Source organism: Stenotrophomonas sp. NPDC077421, assembly GCF_049545505.1.
Taxonomy (GTDB): domain Bacteria; phylum Pseudomonadota; class Gammaproteobacteria; order Xanthomonadales; family Xanthomonadaceae; genus Stenotrophomonas; species Stenotrophomonas nematodicola.
The window spans coordinates 40,716-61,667 of sequence record NZ_JBMWDP010000013.1; the positions used below are offsets into that span (position 1 = coordinate 40,716).

Annotated in this window: 22 protein-coding genes; 6 read left to right on the forward strand and 16 right to left on the reverse strand. The window is 69.0% G+C overall.

Annotated elements, in window-relative coordinates; genetic code table 11:
• Positions 1-7: 7 nt before the first annotated feature.
• The 4 genes from secB to ACPEH1_RS09145 all read right to left on the reverse strand — a co-directional run bounded on the left by secB (position 8) and on the right by ACPEH1_RS09145 (position 2,077).
• Positions 8-523: a protein-export chaperone SecB gene (gene secB / locus ACPEH1_RS09130; protein ID WP_017355555.1), complete on the reverse strand. Its 516-nt coding sequence runs from the start codon at positions 521-523 to the stop codon at positions 8-10.
• A 104-nt stretch (positions 524-627) separates the two neighbouring features.
• A complete protein-coding gene (locus tag ACPEH1_RS09135) occupies positions 628-1,065 on the reverse strand; it encodes a rhodanese-like domain-containing protein (RefSeq protein WP_423715677.1) in 438 nt (145 codons plus the stop codon).
• 79 nt (positions 1,066-1,144) lie between these two features.
• The gene (locus tag ACPEH1_RS09140) at positions 1,145-1,576 is read right to left on the reverse strand and encodes a hypothetical protein (protein ID WP_136006726.1); all 432 of its coding nucleotides are present in this window, start codon (positions 1,574-1,576) and stop codon (positions 1,145-1,147) included.
• Between the two features lie 30 nt (positions 1,577-1,606).
• Positions 1,607-2,077 (reverse strand): YiiD C-terminal domain-containing protein, encoded by a 471-nt coding sequence (locus ACPEH1_RS09145; protein WP_017355558.1) that lies wholly within the window; start codon positions 2,075-2,077, stop codon positions 1,607-1,609.
• A gap of 40 nt (positions 2,078-2,117) precedes the next feature.
• Here ACPEH1_RS09145 and ACPEH1_RS09150 point away from each other — a divergent pair, with 40 nt between their 5' ends.
• The 3 genes from ACPEH1_RS09150 to ACPEH1_RS09160 all read left to right on the forward strand — a co-directional run bounded on the left by ACPEH1_RS09150 (position 2,118) and on the right by ACPEH1_RS09160 (position 5,309).
• On the forward strand, positions 2,118-2,894 hold the full coding sequence (locus ACPEH1_RS09150) for a uroporphyrinogen-III synthase (RefSeq protein WP_423715678.1): 777 nt from the start codon (positions 2,118-2,120) through the stop codon (positions 2,892-2,894).
• Positions 2,895-3,002: 108 nt separating this feature from the next.
• Complete coding sequence (locus tag ACPEH1_RS09155) at positions 3,003-3,977, forward strand: uroporphyrinogen-III C-methyltransferase (RefSeq protein WP_136006730.1); 975 nt, start codon at positions 3,003-3,005, stop codon at positions 3,975-3,977.
• Positions 3,978-3,980: 3 nt separating this feature from the next.
• A complete protein-coding gene (locus ACPEH1_RS09160; protein ID WP_423715679.1) occupies positions 3,981-5,309 on the forward strand; it encodes a heme biosynthesis protein HemY in 1,329 nt (442 codons plus the stop codon).
• A 97-nt stretch (positions 5,310-5,406) separates the two neighbouring features.
• On the opposite strand, the gene ACPEH1_RS09165 is transcribed toward ACPEH1_RS09160, so the two are convergent.
• Positions 5,407-6,702: an acetyl-CoA C-acetyltransferase gene (locus tag ACPEH1_RS09165; RefSeq protein WP_026070665.1), complete on the reverse strand. Its 1,296-nt coding sequence runs from the start codon at positions 6,700-6,702 to the stop codon at positions 5,407-5,409.
• Positions 6,703-6,794: 92 nt separating this feature from the next.
• On the opposite strand from ACPEH1_RS09165, the gene ACPEH1_RS09170 reads away from it, so the two are divergent.
• Positions 6,795-7,682, forward strand: coding sequence for a hypothetical protein (locus tag ACPEH1_RS09170; RefSeq protein ID WP_017355377.1), 888 nt, complete (start codon positions 6,795-6,797; stop codon positions 7,680-7,682).
• 76 nt (positions 7,683-7,758) lie between these two features.
• Here the strand turns inward: ACPEH1_RS09170 and ACPEH1_RS09175 are convergent, their stop codons facing one another.
• From ACPEH1_RS09175 to glnA, 11 genes are all read right to left on the reverse strand, one after another.
• A complete protein-coding gene (locus ACPEH1_RS09175; protein ID WP_017355376.1) occupies positions 7,759-8,409 on the reverse strand; it encodes a superoxide dismutase family protein in 651 nt (216 codons plus the stop codon).
• 53 nt (positions 8,410-8,462) lie between these two features.
• On the reverse strand, positions 8,463-9,029 hold the full coding sequence (locus tag ACPEH1_RS09180) for a superoxide dismutase family protein (RefSeq protein WP_017355375.1): 567 nt from the start codon (positions 9,027-9,029) through the stop codon (positions 8,463-8,465).
• A gap of 92 nt (positions 9,030-9,121) precedes the next feature.
• Positions 9,122-10,570, reverse strand: coding sequence for a nitrogen regulation protein NR(I) (ntrC, locus tag ACPEH1_RS09185; protein ID WP_136006736.1), 1,449 nt, complete (start codon positions 10,568-10,570; stop codon positions 9,122-9,124).
• Entirely contained in the window at positions 10,563-11,621 is a 1,059-nt protein-coding gene (locus tag ACPEH1_RS09190) for a two-component system sensor histidine kinase NtrB (protein WP_017356770.1), read from the reverse strand. The genes ntrC and ACPEH1_RS09190 overlap by 8 nt, the downstream gene beginning before the upstream one ends.
• 642 nt (positions 11,622-12,263) lie before the next feature.
• Entirely contained in the window at positions 12,264-12,614 is a 351-nt protein-coding gene (locus tag ACPEH1_RS09195) for a VOC family protein (protein ID WP_017356768.1), read from the reverse strand.
• Positions 12,611-13,159: a hypothetical protein gene (locus ACPEH1_RS09200; protein ID WP_423715680.1), complete on the reverse strand. Its 549-nt coding sequence runs from the start codon at positions 13,157-13,159 to the stop codon at positions 12,611-12,613. The genes ACPEH1_RS09195 and ACPEH1_RS09200 overlap by 4 nt, the downstream gene beginning before the upstream one ends.
• Before the next feature lie 65 nt (positions 13,160-13,224).
• Complete coding sequence (locus ACPEH1_RS09205) at positions 13,225-14,385, reverse strand: murein transglycosylase A (protein ID WP_423715681.1); 1,161 nt, start codon at positions 14,383-14,385, stop codon at positions 13,225-13,227.
• Between the two features lie 59 nt (positions 14,386-14,444).
• Complete coding sequence (locus ACPEH1_RS09210) at positions 14,445-15,191, reverse strand: N-acetylmuramoyl-L-alanine amidase (RefSeq protein WP_423715682.1); 747 nt, start codon at positions 15,189-15,191, stop codon at positions 14,445-14,447.
• Between the two features lie 297 nt (positions 15,192-15,488).
• Positions 15,489-16,919 (reverse strand): ammonium transporter, encoded by a 1,431-nt coding sequence (locus tag ACPEH1_RS09215; RefSeq protein ID WP_136006745.1) that lies wholly within the window; start codon positions 16,917-16,919, stop codon positions 15,489-15,491.
• An 18-nt stretch (positions 16,920-16,937) separates the two neighbouring features.
• On the reverse strand, positions 16,938-17,276 hold the full coding sequence (locus ACPEH1_RS09220) for a P-II family nitrogen regulator (protein WP_026070924.1): 339 nt from the start codon (positions 17,274-17,276) through the stop codon (positions 16,938-16,940).
• Between the two features lie 308 nt (positions 17,277-17,584).
• Positions 17,585-18,994: a type I glutamate--ammonia ligase gene (glnA, locus tag ACPEH1_RS09225; protein ID WP_423715683.1), complete on the reverse strand. Its 1,410-nt coding sequence runs from the start codon at positions 18,992-18,994 to the stop codon at positions 17,585-17,587.
• Positions 18,995-19,215: 221 nt separating this feature from the next.
• On the opposite strand from glnA, the gene ACPEH1_RS09230 reads away from it, so the two are divergent.
• Positions 19,216-20,010, forward strand: coding sequence for an undecaprenyl-diphosphate phosphatase (locus tag ACPEH1_RS09230; protein ID WP_423715684.1), 795 nt, complete (start codon positions 19,216-19,218; stop codon positions 20,008-20,010).
• 65 nt (positions 20,011-20,075) lie between these two features.
• Entirely contained in the window at positions 20,076-20,921 is an 846-nt protein-coding gene (locus ACPEH1_RS09235; RefSeq protein ID WP_017357052.1) for an META and DUF4377 domain-containing protein, read from the forward strand.
• The last annotated feature ends 31 nt before the right edge of the window (positions 20,922-20,952 follow it).

The window sequence follows — 20,952 nt, forward strand, 5'->3', positions numbered from 1 at the left end:
GCGCCGATCAGGCGTTGCCGGCCGGCTCGGAATCGGCCAGCGAGGTTTCGCCCTGTTCCTGACGCTGACGCAGGGTTTCGGCGTACAGGCCTTCGAAGTTGATCGGCTGCAGGAAGAACGGCGGGAAGCCGCCGGCCTGGATCAGCTCGCTGACCAGCGAACGCACGTACGGGAACAGGATGTTCGGGCACTGGGTGCCGAGCAGCACGTCGATCGCCTGCGGCTCCAGGCCGATCAGGCCGAACACGCCGGCCTGCTGCACTTCGGCCACGTAGGCGGTCTTGTCGCCGGCCTTGCAGGTCAGGGTGACGGCCAGCACGACTTCAAACGCGTTCTCGCCCAGGCGCTGCACGCGCTGGTTCAGGTTGAGCTGCAGTTCCGGCTGCACGGCTTCGTTGAAGACGGCGGGGGCATTCGGCGATTCGAACGAAACGTCCTTGACGTAGATCTTCTCGACAGTGAACGCGGGGCCGGTGGCGGCGTCGGCCGGCGCGATCGCGCCGTTGGTGTTCTGATCGGACATTTCCTGTAGCTCCAGAATGAATGCTGTAAAAATGGATTGTTGCATCCCCAGCGATGGGGGCGTGTGGCGTCGCGCACAAGGCGCGCAACGCCATCAACGTGAAATCAGTTGCGGCCCTTGACCAGCGGCAGGTCGGCCTGCTGCCACGACGGGATGCCGCCTTCAAGCACGTTGACCTGCTCGAAGCCGGCCTTCTTCAGCGCCTTGGCGGCGGTTTCCGAGGCATTGCCGGTGCGGCACACCAGCACCACCGGGCGCTGTTTGGCATTGGCCACCAGCTTGTGCTCGGGACCGAACTGGCTCGGCTGCGCATTGCGGCTGCCGGCGATGTGGCCCTTTTCGAAGTCGCTGCTGGACGACAGGTCCACCACCAGCGCGCTCCCGGCATTCATCAGCTGGGTCAGTTCGGCCGGCTTGAGCGACGTGTAGCCGCGGAACAGGCGCCGTACTTCGGTCACGATGATGGCCACGGTCAGGCCGACCAGGGCCATCGACAACATCGGGTTTCGGCCGGCAAAGGCCAGCAACTCTTCGTAATTCACTCAGATCACGGGTCGATAAGCGGGCGCCGATTGTCGCACATGCGGGCGAAGCGGCGTCCAGCGGCCACGGGGGCCGGGATTATTGGCCTTGCCAGAGGTCCGGCAGGCCGCCGGCCTGCCACCAGCGCTTGGCCTGCGGGTCCCAGCGCCAGACTTCCTTGACCACCACGGTGCGCTCGGCCTGGGTGTTGACGTTGATGACCCCGATTTCGACCCGGCGCTCCACGGTCCCATCGGGAAGCGCGGCGGTGCTGCGTTCGCGATAGGAGGAAACACGGATCTGCTCGTAGCGGCGCAGCTGCAGGTCGGTCAGCGGGTGGGCCTTGCGGTAGTCCGGGTCCAGGTAGCCCAGCGCATCCTCGGCGTTGCCCCAGCGGATGGTGGAGCCGTACTGGTTCTGGACCTCCTCCAGCGCGGTACGTTGCTTGCGGCTGAGATCGGCCGCAGCCAGCGTCCCCACGCCGGTCAGCAGAAACGATGTCAGGAGCAGGATCTGGACCAGGCGGCGCATGCGAATTCCCCAATAGGCAAGGCGCCCATCCTACCCTCTCGCGAAGGCCACGAAGCGGCCGGTGAGTTCGGCGGCCGGCTTGCCGGCGCTGCCCGGCTGGCGCGCGGTGAGGCCGATCCGTGCCTTGCCGCGCTGCGCGAACGTGGCCAGGAAGCCGTCCCAGTCCGATTCCGCGTCCGCCTGGGCGTCGGCCTGCAGGTCGCCGTACACCGGCGCGAGGTAGCGCACGTGGCTGTCGGCCACGTACACATCGGCATCGAAACCGGCCAGGCGCAGCCGCAGCGTGACCAGCGCCCAGCCGGACAGGGTCAGGGCCGAGGCCAGACTGCCGCCGAAGGCATTGCCCTTGTCGTTGACGTTGGCCGCCAGCGGCGCCTGCAGGCGCAACACGCCGTCACGGTAGTCGTGGACACGTATCTGCATCGCCGCCACCGGCGGCATGCGGTCCAGCACGTGTTGCAGCGCAGCCAGCTGCGCGGGCAGGGAATCGGAAACGGACATCGGAGGGCAACGGCATCGAAGGGCTCGCATAATGCCCGCAATGGACACCGAAGCAAATCCGACGCGCTGGACCCTGTTGTCGCTGCGCCCGCGCGGCCAGCACGCCCCGATGCGCCGCGCCGCCCACACGCTGGGCGCCACGACCATCGCGCTCTCACCGTGGGCGCTGCGCGCGCGCGGCGACGCGGCCACGCGTGCCGCGCTGGATGCGGCGCTGGGCGCCGACCGGGTGATCTTCAGCAGCCCCTCCGCCGTGGTGGCCGCATCGCGCCTGGCCCGGCTCGATGCGCCGCACCCGGGCCAATGGCTGGCGGTCGGCAGCGGCACCGCAGCGGCCCTGCAGCGTGCCGGCGCGCGCGATATCCAGGCCCCGGCGCGGATGGACAGCGAGGGACTGCTGACACTGCCGGCCCTGGCCACCCTGGACGGCCTGCGCGCCGGCCTGGTGACCGCGCCGGGCGGGCGCGGCATCATCGCCGCCACGCTGCAGGCACGGGGCGCGCAGCTGCTGCGCGCCGACGTCTATCTGCGGCAGCCGCTGCCGCTGTCACCACGCACGCTGCAGCGCCTGCGCCATGCGGCGACGCCCTGGGCGCTGGCGGTGAGCAGCGCCGACGCACTGGCCCGGTTGCTGGCGCAGCTGCCCGGGGATCTGCAGGCTCCACTGCGGCAGGCCTGGGTGGTGGCGGCCAGCGAGCGCCTGGCCACGCAGGCCGAGGCCGCCGGCTTTGTCCACGTGGTGCAGGCCGACGGCCCGCTTCCCGCGCAGCTGGTACAGGCGGCGCACAGGGCGATCACACGACGCGCAACTTGCTGAACCCGCGTTTTCACCGGTCTTGCAGGCAGCGCGGGCGGCGGGTGATGCTGTGCACCACGTCGCTCGCCAGCCAGCGGACTGCCCGGCGCGCGCGACAAGGATGCCTGTATGAATGAAGCCGATTCGCCCCCTTCCACCCGTCGTCCCCTGCGCTGGATCGTTCCGGTGCTGGGCCTGCTTGTGGCCGGCGGCGGTGCCGCGTGGGGGTGGACGCAGTGGCAGGCGCAGCAGGCCCAGGCCCGGCAGCGCGACGAAAACGCGAGCCTGCAGCTGCAGGGGCTGCTCGACAGCGTCGAGGCCCTGCGCCGCGACCAGCGCTCCACCTCACAGCGGGTGCAGGACGCGGCGGCCACCAACCGCGTGCTGCGCGACGAGATGCTCGGCCTGAGCCAGCGCAACGCCCTGCTCGAAGACAATATGGCCAAGCTCGCCGACAGCACCCGGCATGGCGCGCAGGCGCTGCAACTGGAAGAGGCCGAACTGCTGCTGAGCCAGGCCGGCCAGCGGCTGGCCTTCGCCGACGACGTGGAGGGCGCCAAGCGCCTGTATGCGCTGGCCGCCGCTGCGCTGGGCGACATCCAGGGCGGCGACTACCTCAACCTGCGCCAGGCGCTGATGCAGGAGCGCAACGCGCTGGATGCACAGGGTCCCGGCGCACGGGCCCAGGCCAGCGCCGCGCTGGCCGCGTTCGCCCAGGCACTGACCGCCCTGCCGGACGCGGTGGCCGACGACGCACGGACCGCCGCCACACCGTGGTGGCACCAGGTGCTGGCCCCGTTCGTGACCATTACCCCGACCCGCACCCAGGGCCCGCTGACCGATGCCGAGCGCGTCGCGGCGTGGGATTCCCTGCAGCTGGAACTGACCCTGGCCCGCGCGGCGATCGAACGCGGCGACCAGGCCGGTTATGAACAGGCACTGGACCGCGTGGCACTGTGGCTGCCGCGGCTGTGGCCGGATTCACCCGCCCTGCGCGAGCGGCGTGGTGAACTGCAGCATCTGCGCACCCGCACGCTGCGCCCCACCCTGCCCGAACTGGGCAGCACCCTGCAGCAACTGCGCGCCATGCGCGATGGGAGATGATCGATGAAGCCATTCCAGTCCCTTGTGGTTCTTCTGTTGGCCGTTGCGCTCGGCGTGATTGCCGCGCAATGGCTCGGCGCCGACTCGCTGCGCCAGTTCGGCGAAGTGATCTACCGCTACGCCGGCAATGACTACCGCTCTACGGTGCCCCAGGTTGCGCTCGCGGCGCTGGTGGCACTGCTGTTGCTGTGGCTGCTGTGGAGCCTGGTGGCCGCGCCGTTCCGGGCGTGGGGCCGCTACCGCCGCAAGCAGGGCCGTGCGCGCCTGACCGAAGGCCTGCAGGCGCATGAGTACGGCCACTGGCAGCGCGCAGAGAAGCTGCTCGGCGCTGCGGCCGAGGACAAAGAGGTGAGCGCGGTGGCGCTGGCCACGGCCGTGCGCAGTGCGCAGGCACGCGGCGACGAGGCTGCCGCCAACCAGTACCTGCAGCGTCTGGCCGGCGAAGACGCCACCAGCCACGCGCTGCTCCTGGCCGAACGTCTGCTTGGCCAGGAACGCCCGGTGGATGCGATCAATGCGCTCGACGTGGCGGCGATCCAGCCGCTGCCGCCGCGCGGTCTGTGGCTGCGCACCGAGGCGCTGGCGCGTGCCGAACGCGCGCACGAGGCGTATGGCCAGCTTGGCGCGCTGCGCAAGCAGAAGGTGCTGCCCGATGATGCCGTGGCTGAACTGGAAGCCCGCCTGGCCGCGCAGTCGCTGCTGGAAGCCGGCGACGTCAATGCGCTGGCCGCGCAGTGGGAAGCCACGCCGAAGGCGCTGCGCAGCGATCCGGATGTGGTGGCCGGCTACGCCCTGCGCGCGGTGGCGCTGGACTGGGACGAACCGGCCCTGCTGACCCTGGAACAGGCCCTGGACACGCGCTGGGACGAATCGCTGGTGACGCTCTACGGGCAGATGCCGGTGGACAAGCTGGCCACGCGCCAGGCCAACCTGCAGCGTTGGCTGGCCAGCCACCCGGCCAGCCCGGCGCTGCTGCTGGCGCTGGGCCGCATCGCCGTGCGTCAGCGTCAGCACGCGGCGGCGGAGGATTACCTGCACCGCGCGATCGCCGCCGGTGCCGGCCCGGCGGCCTGGGAGGCGTTGGGCGAGGTGTTCCACGAGCGGGGTGATGCCCCGCTGGCCGCGCAGTGCTTCGCCAACGCGCTGCGCCAGCAGCGCGGCGAGGACAGCGTCGCGCTCGCCCGCGCCACCGAAGCGGCCGCCGTAGTGACCGAGCGTGCCACGGTGGAGGAGCAGTCGTTGATGGCGCAGCCGTTGCCGGCCGATCCCATCGACCCGGTCGGGGGGCTGCGCGACGAGCGCGACGACTACGGCAATCCCCGCCTGCCGTAGTACCGGGCGCTGCCCGGCAACCGTGCCCCTGCGTGTTGGGGGCACCAACGAAAAAGGCCGCCCTTGGGCGGCCTTTCTCATTCGCACATCGGCCGCGTCAGCGTTCGACGATCGCCACCACGCCCATGCCGCCGGCGGTGCAGATCGACACCAGCGCGCGGCCACCGCCGCGTTCGGCCAGCTGCTTGGCGGCCGTGGCGATCACGCGCGCGCCGGTGGCGGCGAACGGGTGGCCGGTGGCCAGCGACGAGCCCAGCGGGTTGATCCTGGCCGGATCGATCCTGCCCAGCGGTGCGTCCAGGCCCAGACGGTTGCGGCAGTAGTCTTCGCTTTCCCACGCACGCAGCGTGCACAGCACCTGCGCGGCGAACGCTTCGTGGATTTCGTAGATGTCGAAATCCTGCAGAGTCAGGCCGTTGCGCTTGAGCATCTCCGGGACGGCGATGGTGGGCGCCATCAGCAGGCCCTCGCCGTGCACGAAGTCGACCGCCGCCACCTGCGAATCACGCAGGTAAGCCAGCGGTTCGTGGCCGTGCGCGCGCGCCCATTCCTCGCTGGCCAGCAGCACCGCCGAGGCACCGTCGGTGAGCGGGGTGGAATTGGCCGCAGTCAGCGTGCCGCGACCGGATACCTTGTCGAAGGCCGGCTTGAGCGTGGCCAGCTTTTCCAGCGAGGTGTCCGCACGCAGGATGTTGTCGCGCTCGACACCGCGGAACGGGGCGATCAGGTCGTTGAAGAAGCCGCGCTCATACGCCGCAGCCAGCTTCTTGTGCGAGGACACCGCCCATTCGTCCTGCGAGTCGCGGGAGATGTTCCACTCCTTGGCCATGTCCTCGCAGTGGTCGCCCATGCTCTTGCCGGTGCGCGGTTCGGCCACGCCGGGAAACTCGGGCTTGAGCTCGCTGAGCTTGAAGCCACGGGTGAGGGCCTTGAACTTGTCGCCAGTGGTCTTGGCGCGATTGGCCGCCAGCAGGCGCGCGCGCAGCTTCTTGCCGTACACGATCGGCACATCGGAGGTGGTGTCCGACCCACCGCCGATGCCCGATTCGATCTGGCCCAGCGCGATCTTGTTGGCCACCGCGATGATGGTGTCCAGCGAGGTGCCGCAGGCGCGCTGCATGGTGATGCCCGGCGTCAGCGGCGACAGCCCCGAGGACAGCGTGGCTTCGCGGCCCAGGTTCCAGTCGCTGGAGTGCTTGATCACCGCGCCCATCGCCACTTCGCCGAGCTGCTGTCCGTGCAGGCCGAAGCGCTCCACCAGCGCCCCGAGCGTGCGCACCGACATGCCGAGGTTCCCGACGTCCGAGTAGGCCGTGTTCTGGCGGCAGAACGGGATGCGGACGCCACCGAGAATGGCGACGGGACGGGCGTTGGGCATGGAGATACCTGGCATGGGAGGGGTGTCTGCAACATGGCCTGCACGAAGGAGCAGGCATAATGGGGGCAAGTGTAGCTGCCGCCCTGTGATGGGCCAACCGTGAAACCATGAGCAAACCCGACCACGGCATGAATGCCCTTGGCGTACTGGCATTGGAACTGGCCGGCGGCGACGCGCCGCGCCATGCCGCGCTGTCGTCCGAACAGGCCGGTGAACTGGCCGACCGCATCGGCCGCGACCTGGCCAAACTGGTGCCCGGCGTGAGTACGCTGGACTTCGTCTTCGCCGGCGCCCATTTCGACCCGGCCGAGGTGCTGCGTCCGGGCTGGCCGATCCACCGCCGTCTGGAAGAACTGCAGATGCGCGCACCGGGCCGCAGCCAGGGCCCGCGCCTGCTGGCCTTCGGTGCCGGCGCCGACGGCGATGTACCGTTGCCGTTCCAGGCCGATGCCAGCCTCACCGGCGGTGGACTGCGGGTAGTGCCGTTCCTGCTCACGGGGACCGACGTGGCGCAGACCGCCGCTGTGGCCGAGGCGCTGGAGGACGTGCTGCTGGCCCAGGGCATGGCCCAGCCGGATACCGCCCTGCTGGCGCAGAACGCATTTGGCGCGCAGATCGAGCACGCCCGCTTCTTCACCGTGAACGACCTCGCGGCGATGATGTCGATGCAGTACGACAATCAGGGGCTGGCGGTGCTGTGGCCGTTGATCGAGACCGCGTTGATGGCGCCGCAGGCCGAGGAATGGGTGGACGCCGCGCCCGAGCCGCTGCTTCGATACGCCGATGGCGAAGTGCGTATGGCGCTGTTCGATCCCGCCGGCTGGTGCGCGCATTACAACCACGGCAGCGGCGACTGCGATCGCCTGCAGGGCATCTACGACCAGTACCTGATCCGTCAGCGGCAGATGGCTGCGGTGCTGGAAGCCCACGGGCTGCCGGTGCTGTTCGTGCACTGCGAAGCCGGGCAGGACGCCCGCCGGTTGATGGCGGGCTGACAGCGCCGGCCTCCGCTGATGCCCACCCAGAAAAACGCCGGCATTCGCCGGCGTTTTTCGTTCTGCGTCGTGTCGGTTACGGCGCGGCCTTGATCACCGCGCAGGCCAGGCGGGCACCGGCGTTGCCGGTCGGCTGGGTCTTGTAGTCGTCGGCGTCGGCATGGACGATCAGGCCACGCCCGATGATGTCGAAACCATCGCCCTTGCCGATGTTGACGTTGGTCGACACATCGGCGTCGACCACCGCATTGCCTTGGGCGTCGGCCTTGATGTTGGGCATGTCGCCACCGTGGTGCGGGGTGGCAGCCACGCTGCCGTGATCTTCCTTGCCCGGATTGAAGTGGCCGCCGGCGCTGGCGCCGTCCGGCGCGCTGCAGTCGCCCGTCTCATGGATGTGGAAACCGTGTTCGCTGTTGGGCTTGAGGCCGCTGACCTCGCCCTTCACGTGGACCTTGCCGTCGATGACGCTGAAGGTGACGTTGCCCTTGACGGCATTGCCCTGGGTCGGCGCCAGATCGGCGACGGCACTGTGGTTGGCATGGGCATCGCTGCTCATCATCGCCGGCGGCGCGTCCGGGGTGGCGTCGGCGGTCGGCTGGGCGGCGGCGGATTCAGCGGCGGATTCAGCGGCGGGCGTGGCATCGGGCGTGGTGTCGGCCGGCTTGTTGCAGGCGCTCAGGCCGAGCGTGGCAATGGCGGCGAACAACGCGGTATGGATCGGACGCATGTGGATCTCCTTGCAGGTGGCAGTGAATGAACGGTCGTCAGCAGGTCGTGCGCTCAGCGCGTGACGCGGATGACGCCGCAGGCGATTCGGGCGCCGGCGTTGCCGGCGGGCTGGGTGCGGTAATCGTCGGCATTGGCATGCACGACCAGGGCACGTCCGGCGATATCGGTGGCTGCGCCGCCGCCAAGGGTGACGGCTGGCAGACGCACGTCCACGTTGACCCGGCCCTGCGCGTCGGCACGCAGGTTGTCCATGTCGCCGGCATGATGCGCGCCGGCGCCGTTGCGCCCGTGTGCCTGGCCGGTGGGATTGAAATGGGGGCCGGCACTGCTGGCATCCACCGCGCTGCAGTCGCCGCGCTCATGCACGTGGAAGGCAGCGGTCTGCAGCGGCTGCAGACCACCGATGACGCCGGTGATGTGTACCCCGCGGGCGTCGGGGACCAGTGCCAGCCGGCCGCTGACCAGACTGGCCGAGGCCGGTGCCAGGTTGGCTTCGGCCTGCTGGGCCGTGCTGACCAACGGCGCGGCCGGCGCGGCAGGGCGCGGTGGCGGGGTAGTGCCGCACGCGCTGAGCACCAGCGCGGTGGACGCGAGCAGAACAAGACGGGAACTGCGCATGGGAAAACTCCTTGGAGCCAAGCTAGCCGTGGCGTCGTCCACGGGCCATGAAAGAGGGGACACGCGCCGCACACATCGCCGCGACGCGTGGTTCATGCGCCACGGCGGCGGCCGGCGCCGAGCTTGCGGGTAAGGGTATTGCGGCCCATGCCCAACCGCGCGGCGGCTTCGGCACGGCGGCCGTGGGTGATCTGCAGGGCGGCCTCCAGCAGCGCCTGGTCGACCCGCTCGCGCACCTGCGCGTGCAGCCCTTCGGCGCCCTCGGCCAGCCGTTGCCGTGCCCAGGCCGACAGCAGCGTTTCCCATTGCCCGGGATCGCCGGAGGGGCGCGTGCGCGGGTTGCCACCGCGATGCAGCGCGCTGTCGACATCGGCCACGCCGATGGTGTCCGACGCCGCCAGCGCTGCCATGCGCCAGCACACGTTCTCCAGCTCGCGCACGTTGCCGGGCCACTCGTGTTCGCGCAGCGCCTGCACCGCGGCGGCGGTGAGCCGTTTGGGCGGAGTATCGAGCTTGCGCGCGGCGGCGGCGAGGAAGGTGTCGGCAAGCTGGGCGATGTCGTCGCGGCGTTCGCGCAGCGCCGGCAGGCGCAGGCGCACCACGTCCAGACGATGCAGCAGGTCGGCGCGGAAGCGGCCCTGCGCGACCAGCGATTCGAGGTCCTGGTGGGTTGCCGCGATCACGCGCACATCGACCCGGATCAGCTCGCGTCCGCCAACGCGGAAGAACTCACCCTCGGCCAGCACGCGCAGCAGGCGGGTCTGCAGCGGCAGCGGCATGTCGCCGATTTCATCCAGGAACAGCGTGCCGCCGTGGGCCTGCTCGAAGCGCCCCACGTGGCGGCGCTGGGCGCCGGTGAACGCGCCGGCCTCATGGCCGAACAGTTCGCTCTCCAGCAGTTCGGCGGGAATCGCGGCGGTGTTGAGCGCCACGAACGGGCCGGCCGCGCGCGGCGATTCGTGGTGCAGCGCGTGCGCCACCAGCTCCTTGCCGGTGCCGGTTTCGCCATTGATCAGCACCGACAGCGGCGCCTGCGCCAGCCGCCCGATCGCACGGAACAGCGCGCGCATCGCCGGGGTATCGCCCACCAGTTGTGGGCGCTGGTCCGGTGCGGGGGGCGCGGCGGGCTCGCTGGGCGCGGCGAGCGCCGCATCGGGCGCCGGCAGCACGCGCTGCGCCAGTGCCACCGCGTCGTCCAGGTCGAACGGCTTGGACAGGAACTCCTGCGCACCGCCACGGAACGCCCCGGCGGTGCTGGCGACATCGGTGTAGGCCGACATCACGATGACCGGCAACTGCGGATGGGCGGCCTTGAGCTTGTCGAGCAATACCAGGCCGTCATCACCGGGCATGCGCACGTCGGTGAACAGCAGGTCCGGAACGGTCTGCGCGTCCAGTGCCGACAGCGCCGCCGCCGCCCCGTCGAAACCATCGACCTGGTAGCCGGCATCGCGCAGTGCGGTACACAGCACGAAGCGCACCGCGCGGTCATCGTCGACCACCCAGACGCGCTGGCCGGTGGACGGTACTGGATCAGCCATGCGTGGCCGCCTCTTCGTCAGGCGTGCCGCCGCCGATCGGCAGCAGCACGGTGAATACGGTGTGCCCTGGACGCGAGCGGTAGGTCAGGCTGCCGCGGTGTTCGCGCGCGACCTGCTGGGCGAGCGCCAGACCCAGGCCGGTACCCTCGGCGCGGCCGCTGACCAGGGGCAGGAACAGGTGCTCGGCCAGTTCTTCGGGAACGCCGCGGCCGTCATCGGCAATCTCCAGCCGCAGCGCCAGCGGGTGCAGGTGGTCGGTGATGCGCACGCCATGTTCCACGCGCGTGCGCAGGGTGACGGTACCGGCGCCGGCCTGGATCGCATTGCGCACCAGGTTCCACACTGCTTGGGTCAGGCGATCGGCGTCGCCATCGAATTCGGGAATGCTCGGGTCGTAATCGCGTTGCACGCGCACCGCCCAGCCGCCCTCGCTCTCGGCCAGGCGCAGCACGCGCTCCAGCGAGGCGTGGATGTTCAACGGCGCGTGCGGTGCGGCCGGTGCGGGAGAGAGCAGTTGTTCGAGCAGGCCGTTGAGGCGCTCGATTTCCGAGCTGATCAGGTCGATCAGCTCGCGCTCGTCGGGGTCGCGCTGTGCGTTGCGCCGTGCCAGCAACTGGGCCGCGCCCTTCAGGCCGGCCAGCGGATTGCGCAGCTCGTGCGCCAGGCCCTTGAGGGCGGCGCTGAGCGCGCTGGGCAGCGCCTGGGTCGGGTCCAGCCCGGGAAACTCGTCGACCGGATGGGCCTCCAGCAGCCACCCGCCTGCATCCCATCGGCTGAGCCAGCCCTCGGCAAAACGCGGCGCGTCGCCGGGCAACGCCAGCGCCAGCCGGTGCAGGCGCAGGACATCGCGCTCGTCGCGCGCCAGGAAGTGCGCCAGGGCTTCGCCCTGCACTTCCAGCGAGGCCAGCGGTTGGCCCACCAGGCGGCGCCCACTGACGCCCAGCCAGCGCGAGAACGCGGGATTGCAGCCGGCCACGCGGCCGTCAGCGTCGGCCCAGGCGACCGGCGTGCCGAGGGCGTCGAGGGCGGGGGGAACGAGTGCGGCGGTCATTGCACCAATGTAGTGCAAAACGGGGGTGTTGCGCCTGATCGGCACCGCGCCGGCGCTGGACGAATTGACAACGTCTGTGCTGTCTGCACCCACTGTGGTGGATTCGCTGAACGCACGCTATGTCCCGCCTGCCGTACATCTGCACCGCTTGTCGGGTGAATCCCCGAATGCAGAACGTCGGCCGGCCAGACCGGGGGAACCTGCCGGCCGGGGAGGCGGCGGTGGCTTGTGGGGAGGACACCGATCGTTGCCGCGGCAATCCGGTTCGGCCGGTGCGTCCGCTGAGGCTCGTCCTTCGAGGGACCAATTGCGCTCCCCCCTGGTGCCTACGGCATACTCTGCCCACCTGAAGGATCTGCTGCGCACAGGGAAGCGCCCGCATCAGATACAGCATTGATTGGCCAAGCCGTTTATCGGGACTTTCGCCCCAGCTCAGTCGCGGCTCTGAACGACGCCTCTCCCCCAGCTTGCCCTTCAGGTGCTCGGATGCATCTTCAAGGGCGGCGCGCGTCCAGTCCGAAGATCGAGCCAACCAGCACCAGCGCACTGGCCGCACTGGCCAGGATCAACAGCGGTACCCCACCCCGTCCCGCTGACTGCCCCGGGCGTCGCGCGCGCGGCGCGATGGCCGGTGATGCGTGCTCACACGTGCTGAAGGAGGTTGACCAGCCGCCCCAGCGGATCGCGGACGTGGAACCGCCGCACGCCCCAGGGTTCATTGGCCGGGCCGTATGCCAGCGGGATGCCGGCCTGGAGCACCCTGCGCAGCGCTTCGTCCAGGTCATCCACTTCGATCGAGAGATCGGGCACTGCAGTGCCCGAGCCCCCTTCCGAGGCGATGCTGAGCTGTACGGCCATCGTGTCGTCGCCGGCGTAGGTGCGGATCCAGCCGTGGTCCATCGCCACGTGCAGCCCGAGGATGTCGCGGTAGAACCGGTCGGCGAGCGCAGGATTGGACGCGTGCAGGTTGGCCACGATGCGGGTCACTTTCATGGTGTGCTCCGGGCCTGCATCCGGCGGGCCATGAGCACCTCCACCGAATCCACCTCGGCCAGCTGCGCGCGCACCGCGTCGGCCACTGCAGTGAACCGGCGCCGCTGGATCAGGTAGCTCACCACGAACACCGGCAGCATCAGCAGCATCGGTGCCGCGCGCGGGATGATGGCGCTGGCCAGCAGAATCGCCAGGGTGATCAACAACGCATTCCAGTTGTACAGGCCGACGACCCGCACCTCGTTGCGCCGGGTGTCCACCGCCACCAGACCACGCATCACCGGGTAGTAGCGGCGCGCAAAGGAAATAAAGAAGCTCTCGCGGAAGGCGATGCGGCCATCCGGCAAGGGACGGAAGACCAGCGGCAGCCATGTTTCGTTGGTGACGTCGCGTTCTAGGGCGTTCAGCGCAAGGCGGGAGCGCAGCGCCGCCGGCGCGGGAACGCGCGCGGTGAAGGCGACGATGCCGACGCCAAAGTACCAGGGCACCCACGCAAGCTGAAGGACGACTTCGATCAGGAGCAGTGCGATCAGGGCAAGGGCCATCGATCATCCGCGACAGTGGGCGTTGTCTGGCCAGCATACCCCGGCGCGCCGGAGGGGCGCGGCGATCAACCGCCGCCGGGGCTGGGAAGCGCCATGCCCTTGGGCCACAGCAGCCACAGGCGGCCCCTCTGCTTCATGTGCCCGGCCAGCGCGCCGGCGGCATCACCGGTGCCCCAGAACAGGTCCGCGCGCACCTCACCGGTGATGGCACCGCCGGTGTCCTGCGCGGCCACCGGCCGCACCAGCGCCGCCCCATCCGGACGCGTGGTGGACAGCCACAGGAGGCTGCCCAGCGGCACCACGCTGCGGTCCACCGCGACGCTGTAGCCGGCCGTGAGCGGCACGTTCAACGATCCGCGCGGGCCCTCGTCGCCGTCGGCACCCTTGGCGAAGAACACGTAGCTGGGGTTGCTGGCCAGCAGCTCGGGCACCCGCGTCGGATGCGCGCTGGCCCACGCTCGGATGGCGTCCATGCTGACCGCGTCCTTGGCCAGTTCGCCCTGCTCCACCAGCCAGCGGCCGATCGGGCGGTAGGGATGGCCGTTCTGGTCGGCGTAGGCCAGGCGCAGATGCCGGCCATCGTCGAGCTGGACGCGTCCCGAGCCCTGTATCTGCAGGAACTGCAGGTCCATCGGGTCGGTGAGCCAGGCCAGGATGGGCGCGTTGACGCCGTGGGCGGCGATGCGCGCGGCATCGTCATAGGGTTTGAGCACGCGTCCCTCCACACGGCCGCGCAGGCGCTTGCCCTTGAGTTCGGGGTAGACGCTGTCCAGCTGCACGCTGACCATGTCGCCCGGCACGCCATACACCGGCACGGTGGCGCGCGCGGTGCGGGTCAGGCTGCCGGGATAGATCGGCTCGTAGTAGCCGGTGATCAGGCCCTCGGCACGGTTGCCGGCGGCACGCAGGGCGTAGACATCCAGGCTGTTCTGCAGGAACGCGCGGATGGCGGCCGGCGTGGCATCCACGTGACCCGCCGCCACACAGAGGGGCGCCCACGCGGCATCGCCCTTCAAGCGCGGGCAGGCGCTGCGCCACGCCGCGAAACCCGCCTTCAGGTCGGTGTCGGACACCGCAGGCAACGCGTTCCAGTCGGCTTTGGCGTAGGTGCTGGCAGGTGCGGCGCCGGGGCGGGCGTTCTGGACGGCGCAGCCGGTCAGCAGAACCGACGCCAGCAGGATCGTGGCGCTACACAGGCGTGCGGCGATGCGGCGCGGGGCCTTCATGGGCGGTATTCGTGTGGCGACTGCAGGGAGGCAATTGTAGGGGCGACGGGGAGTCGGCTCTACCGCGCCTGCTGCAGCAGTGAATGCAGGATGCGGGCGTCGTCGGCATCGAGCGTGGGCGGCAGGTCGTCGCGGCCGCGGAAGCGGCGATGGAAAGCGCCGGCGGCCGCATCGCGATCATCGAGCGGGTAACCGAAGGCCTGCAGCCCCAGCCACGGATCGAACCCGGCCGGTGCGGGGCCGTCGGCGTCGCGCGGCCAGAGGCCGAAACCGGCCGCAGCCAGTTGCTGCCACGGGAAGAAGCGGCTCGGGTCCTGCTTGCGCGCGGGCGCGAGATCGGCGTGCGCGATGATCTGGCTGCGCGGGATATCCAGGCGGGTGCACAGGTCGTCGAGCAGACGGATCAGGGCCGCGATCTGGTCGGGCGCGAACGGGCTGCTGCCGTCGTTGTCGATCTCGATGCCGATCGAGGTGGAGTTGAGATCGGTGAGGCCGCCCCAGCGTCCACCGCCGGCATGCCAGGCGCGGCGGTTGTCGGCGACGAGCTGGTAGATGTGGCCATCGGCACCCACCAGATAGTGCGAACTGACCCTGCCGCCGCTGTTGGCGGTCCGCAGGGTGTGCAGGCTCTGCTGCACGTTGTCCTGGTCGGTGTGATGCAGAACGATGATGACCGGGCCGCGCGCGTTGTGGTTCGGCGATGGCACCCAGGTGGCGAGCGGGCTGCGCAGGTCGGTGGGTGTGGTAGCGCAGCCGGCGAGCAGCAGGAATGCGAGCAGCAGGAGGGGCGCGCGGAGATTGGGCATGGGGGGATTGTGGCAAAAAAATGGCCGGGGGTCCTTGCGGGACCGACCGGCCAATACAGCTTCTCTCTCTCGTTTCTTGTTTCTTCCTGTGCCGGGCAGAGCCCGGCACTACGGATGGTTCGTTGCCGGGCAGAGCCCGGCACTACGGATGGTTCGTTGCCGGGCAGAGCCCGGCACTACGGATGGTTCGTTGCCGGGCAGAGCCCGGCACTGCGGGTGGTTCGTTGCCGGGCAGAGCCCGGCACTACGTCATGCGTCGGCGCGGGGTCACGTGGACTGCGCGCGCGTGCGAGGCTGTCAGGCTTCGTACGCAGATTCGCCGTGCGAGGTGACGTCCAGACCGGTGCGTTCTGCTTCCTCGCTCACGCGCAGGCCGAACACCATGCGCACCACCAGCAGGATCGCCACGGTCACTACGGCGCACCAGACGATGGTGAAGCCGACGCTGACCAGCTGCACCCAGACCTGGTGGCCGATGTCGAGGTCGGCCTTGGTGCCGCCCAGCGACTGCGCGCTGAACACACCGGTGAGGATGGCGCCGACGATGCCGCCGATGCCGTGCACGCCGAACACGTCGGCAGTGTCGTCCACGCGCAGCAGACGCTTGAGGCCGGTGACGCCCCACACGCAGACCACGCCGGCGACCAGGCCGATCACGATCGCGCCGAGCGGGCCCACGGTGCCGCAGGCCGGGGTGATGCCGACCAGGCCGGCCACTGCGCCGGAGGCCGCGCCCAGGGCCGACGGCTTGCCCTTGCTCACCGCTTCCACCAGCGTCCAGCCAAGCACCGCTGCGGCCGTGGCGAGGATGGTGTTGATGAAGGCGAGCGAGGCGACGGTATCGGCAGCGGCGGCCGAGCCGGCGTTGAAGCCGAACCAGCCCACCCACAGCAGCATCGCGCCGATGTAGGTGAACGGTACGTTGTGCGGCTTCAACGCGGTCTGGCCGTAGCCGATGCGCTTGCCGACGAAGTACGCGCCGACCAGGCCCGCCACGCCGGCATTGATGTGCACCACGGTGCCGCCGGCGAAGTCGATCGCGCCCATCTCACCCAGATAGCCGCCGCCCCAGACGATGTGCGCCATCGGGATGTAGCTCAGGGTGAACCACAATGCCGAGAACAGCAACACCGCTTTGAACTTGATGCGTTCGGCGAAGGCGCCGACGATCAGGGCGGTGGTGATGCCGGCGAAGGTGGACTGGAAGGCGACGAACAGATAGTCCGGCAGGCCCTTGATCGGCGTGTTGCCCACCGAATCCGGCGCGAAGCCCTTGAGGAACGCGAACTCGGTGAACGAGCCGAAGAAGGCGTTGCCCTGGCTGAACACCGCGCTGTAGCCGTAGGCCACCCACAGCATCAGCACCAGCGAGAACACCACCAGAATCTGGCTGAGGATCGACAGGACGTTCTTGGACCGCACCAGGCCGCCGTAGAACAGGGCCAGGCCGGGCACCACCATCAGCAGCACCAGCAGCGTGGAGGTCAGCATCCAGGCCACATCGCCGTGATCGAAGGCGGGCGCGGCCGCGGCGGCCACCTCGGCGACCGGCACCGCCTGCGCGGTCGCGAGCGGCTCGACGGCGACGGTTTCCGACGGCGCCGGGGTGACCTGCGCCTGCGCATGCGCCTTGCCGGAGAACGCGCCAACGGCCAGGGCGCTGACCAGCATCATCAGGCACACGGCATGGAACCGGGCTTGCCACCCGGTGAACAGAGAAGTCTTCATTGTGGGCTCCGAAGGGGGTTAGAGCGCGTCGGCGCCGATTTCGCCGGTGCGGATGCGGACGACCTGCTCGACCGCGGTGACGAAGATCTTGCCGTCGCCGATCTTGCCGGTGCCGGCCGCGTTCTGGATCGCTTCGACCACCGCGTCCAGCCGGTCGTCGGTGACCACGGTTTCAATCTTGATCTTCGGCAGGAAATCCACGACGTACTCCGCGCCGCGATACAACTCGGTGTGGCCCTTCTGGCGACCGAAACCCTTGACCTCGGTCACGGTGATGCCCGACACGCCCGCATCGGAGAGGGCCTCGCGGACCTCGTCGAGCTTGAACGGCCGGATGATGGCGGAGATCAGTTTCATGCGCATATCCCGATGGTGGATGGAACCGGCCCGCGCGTGCAGGCCGATGTCAGGTCGACCGGCGGCCACTTGCACATGGCCGCCGGTCGTTGCGCCGAACGTTGCATGGGCCACGCCAGTGCCGACACCCACGAAGGGCGGCGCCAGCGGTGACGCGGGAGGGAGGAAGGGCCCATGCGCGTCCGGTCTCTCTTGCCCCTGGTGAAACGTGTTGCGTGCGATGTGGCTCCCCAGCCACGCCGCATTTCTGCAAAGCGGCGACGACGACGAAGGTGGGAGGGAAGTCCTTCGTCATCGTCGCCAGGTGCTCAGTTGGCGTAGTACATCTGGTATTCGAGCGGATGGGTCGCCGCGCGGAAGCGGGTCACTTCCTGCATCTTCAGCGCGATGTAGCCGTCGATGAAGTCGTCGCTCATCACGCCGCCGGCCTTGAGGAAATCGCGATCCTTGTCCAGCGCTTCCAGGGCCTGGTCCAGCGAGGAGCAGACCTGCGGGATCAGCTTCTCTTCTTCCGGCGGCAGGTCGTACAGGTCCTTGTCGCTCGGTGCGCCCGGGTCGATCTGGTTCCGGATGCCGTCCAGGCCGGCCATCATCAGCACGGTGAAGGTCAGGTAGCCGGACTGGATCGGATCGGGGAAGCGCATTTCAATGCGGCGCGCCTTCGGGTTGGACACCCACGGAATGCGGCACGAGGCCGAACGGTTGCGGGCCGAATAGGCCAGCATCACCGGCGCTTCGAAGCCCGGGACCAGGCGCTTGTAGCTGTTGGTGCCGGCGTTGGCGAAGGCGTTGATGGCCTTGGCGTGCTTGAAGATGCCGCCGATGTACCACAGCGCCATCTGCGACAGGCCGCCGTAGCCGTCGCCGGAGAACAGGTTGACGCCGCCCTTGGACAGCGACTGGTGCACGTGCATGCCACTGCCGTTGTCGCCGACGATCGGCTTGGGCATGAAGGTGGCGGTCTTGCCGTTGCGGTGGGCGACGTTCTTGATCACGTGCTTCATGCGCAGCAGCTCATCGGCCTTCTGCACCAGGGTGCTGAACTTGGTGCCGATTTCGCACTGGCCGGCGGTGGCCACTTCGTGATGCTGCACTTCCACTTCGATGCCGACCTGTTCCAGCGTCTTGCACATTTCAGCGCGCAGGTCGTGCAGCGAGTCGGTCGGCGGGACGGGGAAGTAGCCGCCCTTCACCGCCGGACGGTAGCCGCTGTTGGCGCCGTCGTACTTGTCGCCGGTGCTCCAGGCCGCTTCTTCGGAATCGATCTTGAAGAAGGTGTGGCCCATGTCGTTGGCGAAGCGCACCGAATCGAAGATGAAGAACTCCGGCTCCGGACCGAAGAAGGCCTGCTCGGCGATGCCGGAGGACTTCAGGTAGGCCTCGGCGCGCTTGGCGATGCCGCGCGGGCAGCGGCCGTACGGCTGCATGGTGGCCGGGTCGAGGATGTCGCAGCTGATCACCAGGGTCGGGTCGGCATAGAACGGGTCGATGTAGGCGCTTGCCGGATCCGGCAGCAGGACCATGTCCGACTCATTGATGCCCTTCCAGCCGGCGATCGAGCTGCCGTCAAACATCTTGCCTTCTTCAAACAGGGCCGGCTCCACGATGCCGACCGGGAAGGTGACGTGCTGCTCGATACCGCGCATATCGACGAAACGCAGGTCGACGAACTCGATCTGGTTGTCCTTGATCAGCTTCTCAACATTTTCCACGGACATCGGTGAAACCTCGGATGGATGATTGCGTACTTGGATAGAGCAATCGGCGTGCCAACTTTTATCGCGAGCTAACCCCATGATTTCATTGAACACCTGCCCTGCTGGCGGCTGAACCGTGCGCACCATAACGGTGCAATGGCCGCACCACGCACACATTTGGTGCGCGGTTTGATGTTCTATGCTCTACCGCGATTTCACCCTTTCCGAGCCCCAGCCCGCCGATGTCCGACCTGCTCTCCGCCCTCCTGTTGGGCATTCTCGAAGGCCTCACCGAATTCCTGCCGATCTCCAGCACCGGCCACCTGCTGATCGCCCAGCACTGGCTCGGCGCGCGCTCGGACTTCTTCAACATCGTCATCCAGGCCGGTGCGATCCTGGCCATCACGCTGGTGTTCCGCCAGCGCCTGTGGTCGCTGGCCACCGGGCTGCACCAGCGTGACAACCGCGACTACGTGCTCAAGCTCGGCACCGCGTTCCTGGTCACCGCCGTGGTCGGCCTGCCGGTCCGCCTGGCCGGCTGGGAACTGCCCGAGACGGTCACGCCGGTGGCCTGGGCGCTGATCATCGGCGGGATCTGGATGATCCTGGTGGAAGCGCGCGCCGCGCGATTGCCCGATCGCGATACGGTCACCTGGAAAGTGGCGGTGCTGGTGGGCCTGGCCCAGGTGGTGGCCGGCGTGTTCCCGGGCACCTCGCGTTCGGCTGCGGCGATCTTCATCGCCATGCTGTTCGGGCTCAGCCGCCGCGCGGCCGCCACCGAGTTCGTGTTCCTGGTGGGCATCCCGACCATGTTCGCCGCCAGCGCCTACGCATTCCTGGAACTGGCCAAGGACGGCAAGCTCGCCACCGAGAACTGGACCGATGTGAGCGTGGCCTTCGTTGCCGCGGTCATCACCGGCTTCGTCGTAGTGAAGTGGCTGCTGGGCTACATCAAGGGCCACCGTTTCACCGCGTTCGCGCTGTACCGGATCGTGCTGGGCGCCGCGCTGTTGTTGTGGTTGCCGGCTGGCAACTGAACAGACCCGCCGCGCGACAACCCCGTTTTCCACGCCCCGGCGTTTTTCCCCTGGTTCCCAAGGAGATGTGCATGAACCGCAACCGCAACCTGATGCTGATCCTGCCGCTGGCCCTGCTGGCCGCCTGCAGCAACCCGTCCGCCACCGCACCTGCCGGTACCGGCGGCGATGACCTGGCTCCGGCCCCGACCGCCGCCGCCGATCAGAAGGCCGTTGCGGCACTGGACGCGCAGCGCCTGCAGGGCAACCACTGGCGCCTGGACAGCGCCACCGATGCCAGCGGCAAGCGCGTGGATGCGCTGTTCGCCCGCGAGGACAAGCCGGTCACGCTGGACTTCCAGGATGGCCGCATCGCAGTGAGCAACACCTGCAACCGCATGGGCGGCAGCTACACGTTGGCCGACGGCACGCTGACCGTGTCGCCGATGGCCTCGACCATGATGGCCTGCACCGACAAGGCGCTGATGGCGCTCGACCAGGCCATCGGCAGCCGCCTGGAAGGTGCGCTGAAGACCGAACTGGCTGGCGAAGGCCAGCTGACCCTGCGTACCGCCAGCGGCGACGTGCTGGTGTTCACCCCCGAGCCGACCGCCGAAACCCGCTACGGCGGCCCGGGCGAGACGGTGTTCCTGGAAGTGGCCGCGCAGACCAAGCCGTGCTCGCACCCGCTGATCCCGAACATGCAGTGCCTGCAGACCCGCGAAGTGGCCTTCGACGACAAGGGCCTCAAGCAGGGCACGCCGGGTGAGTTCGAGAACTTCTACGGCACCATCGAGGGCTACACCCACGAAGATGGCGTGCGCAACGTGGTGCGCGTGAAGCGCTACAAGATCGCCAACCCGCCGGCCGACGGTTCCTCCGTCGCGTATGTGCTGGACATGGTGGTCGAGTCGGCGAACGAGAAGAAGTAAGGCCGCCGCAGGGGAGGTGCCGGCCTGGGGC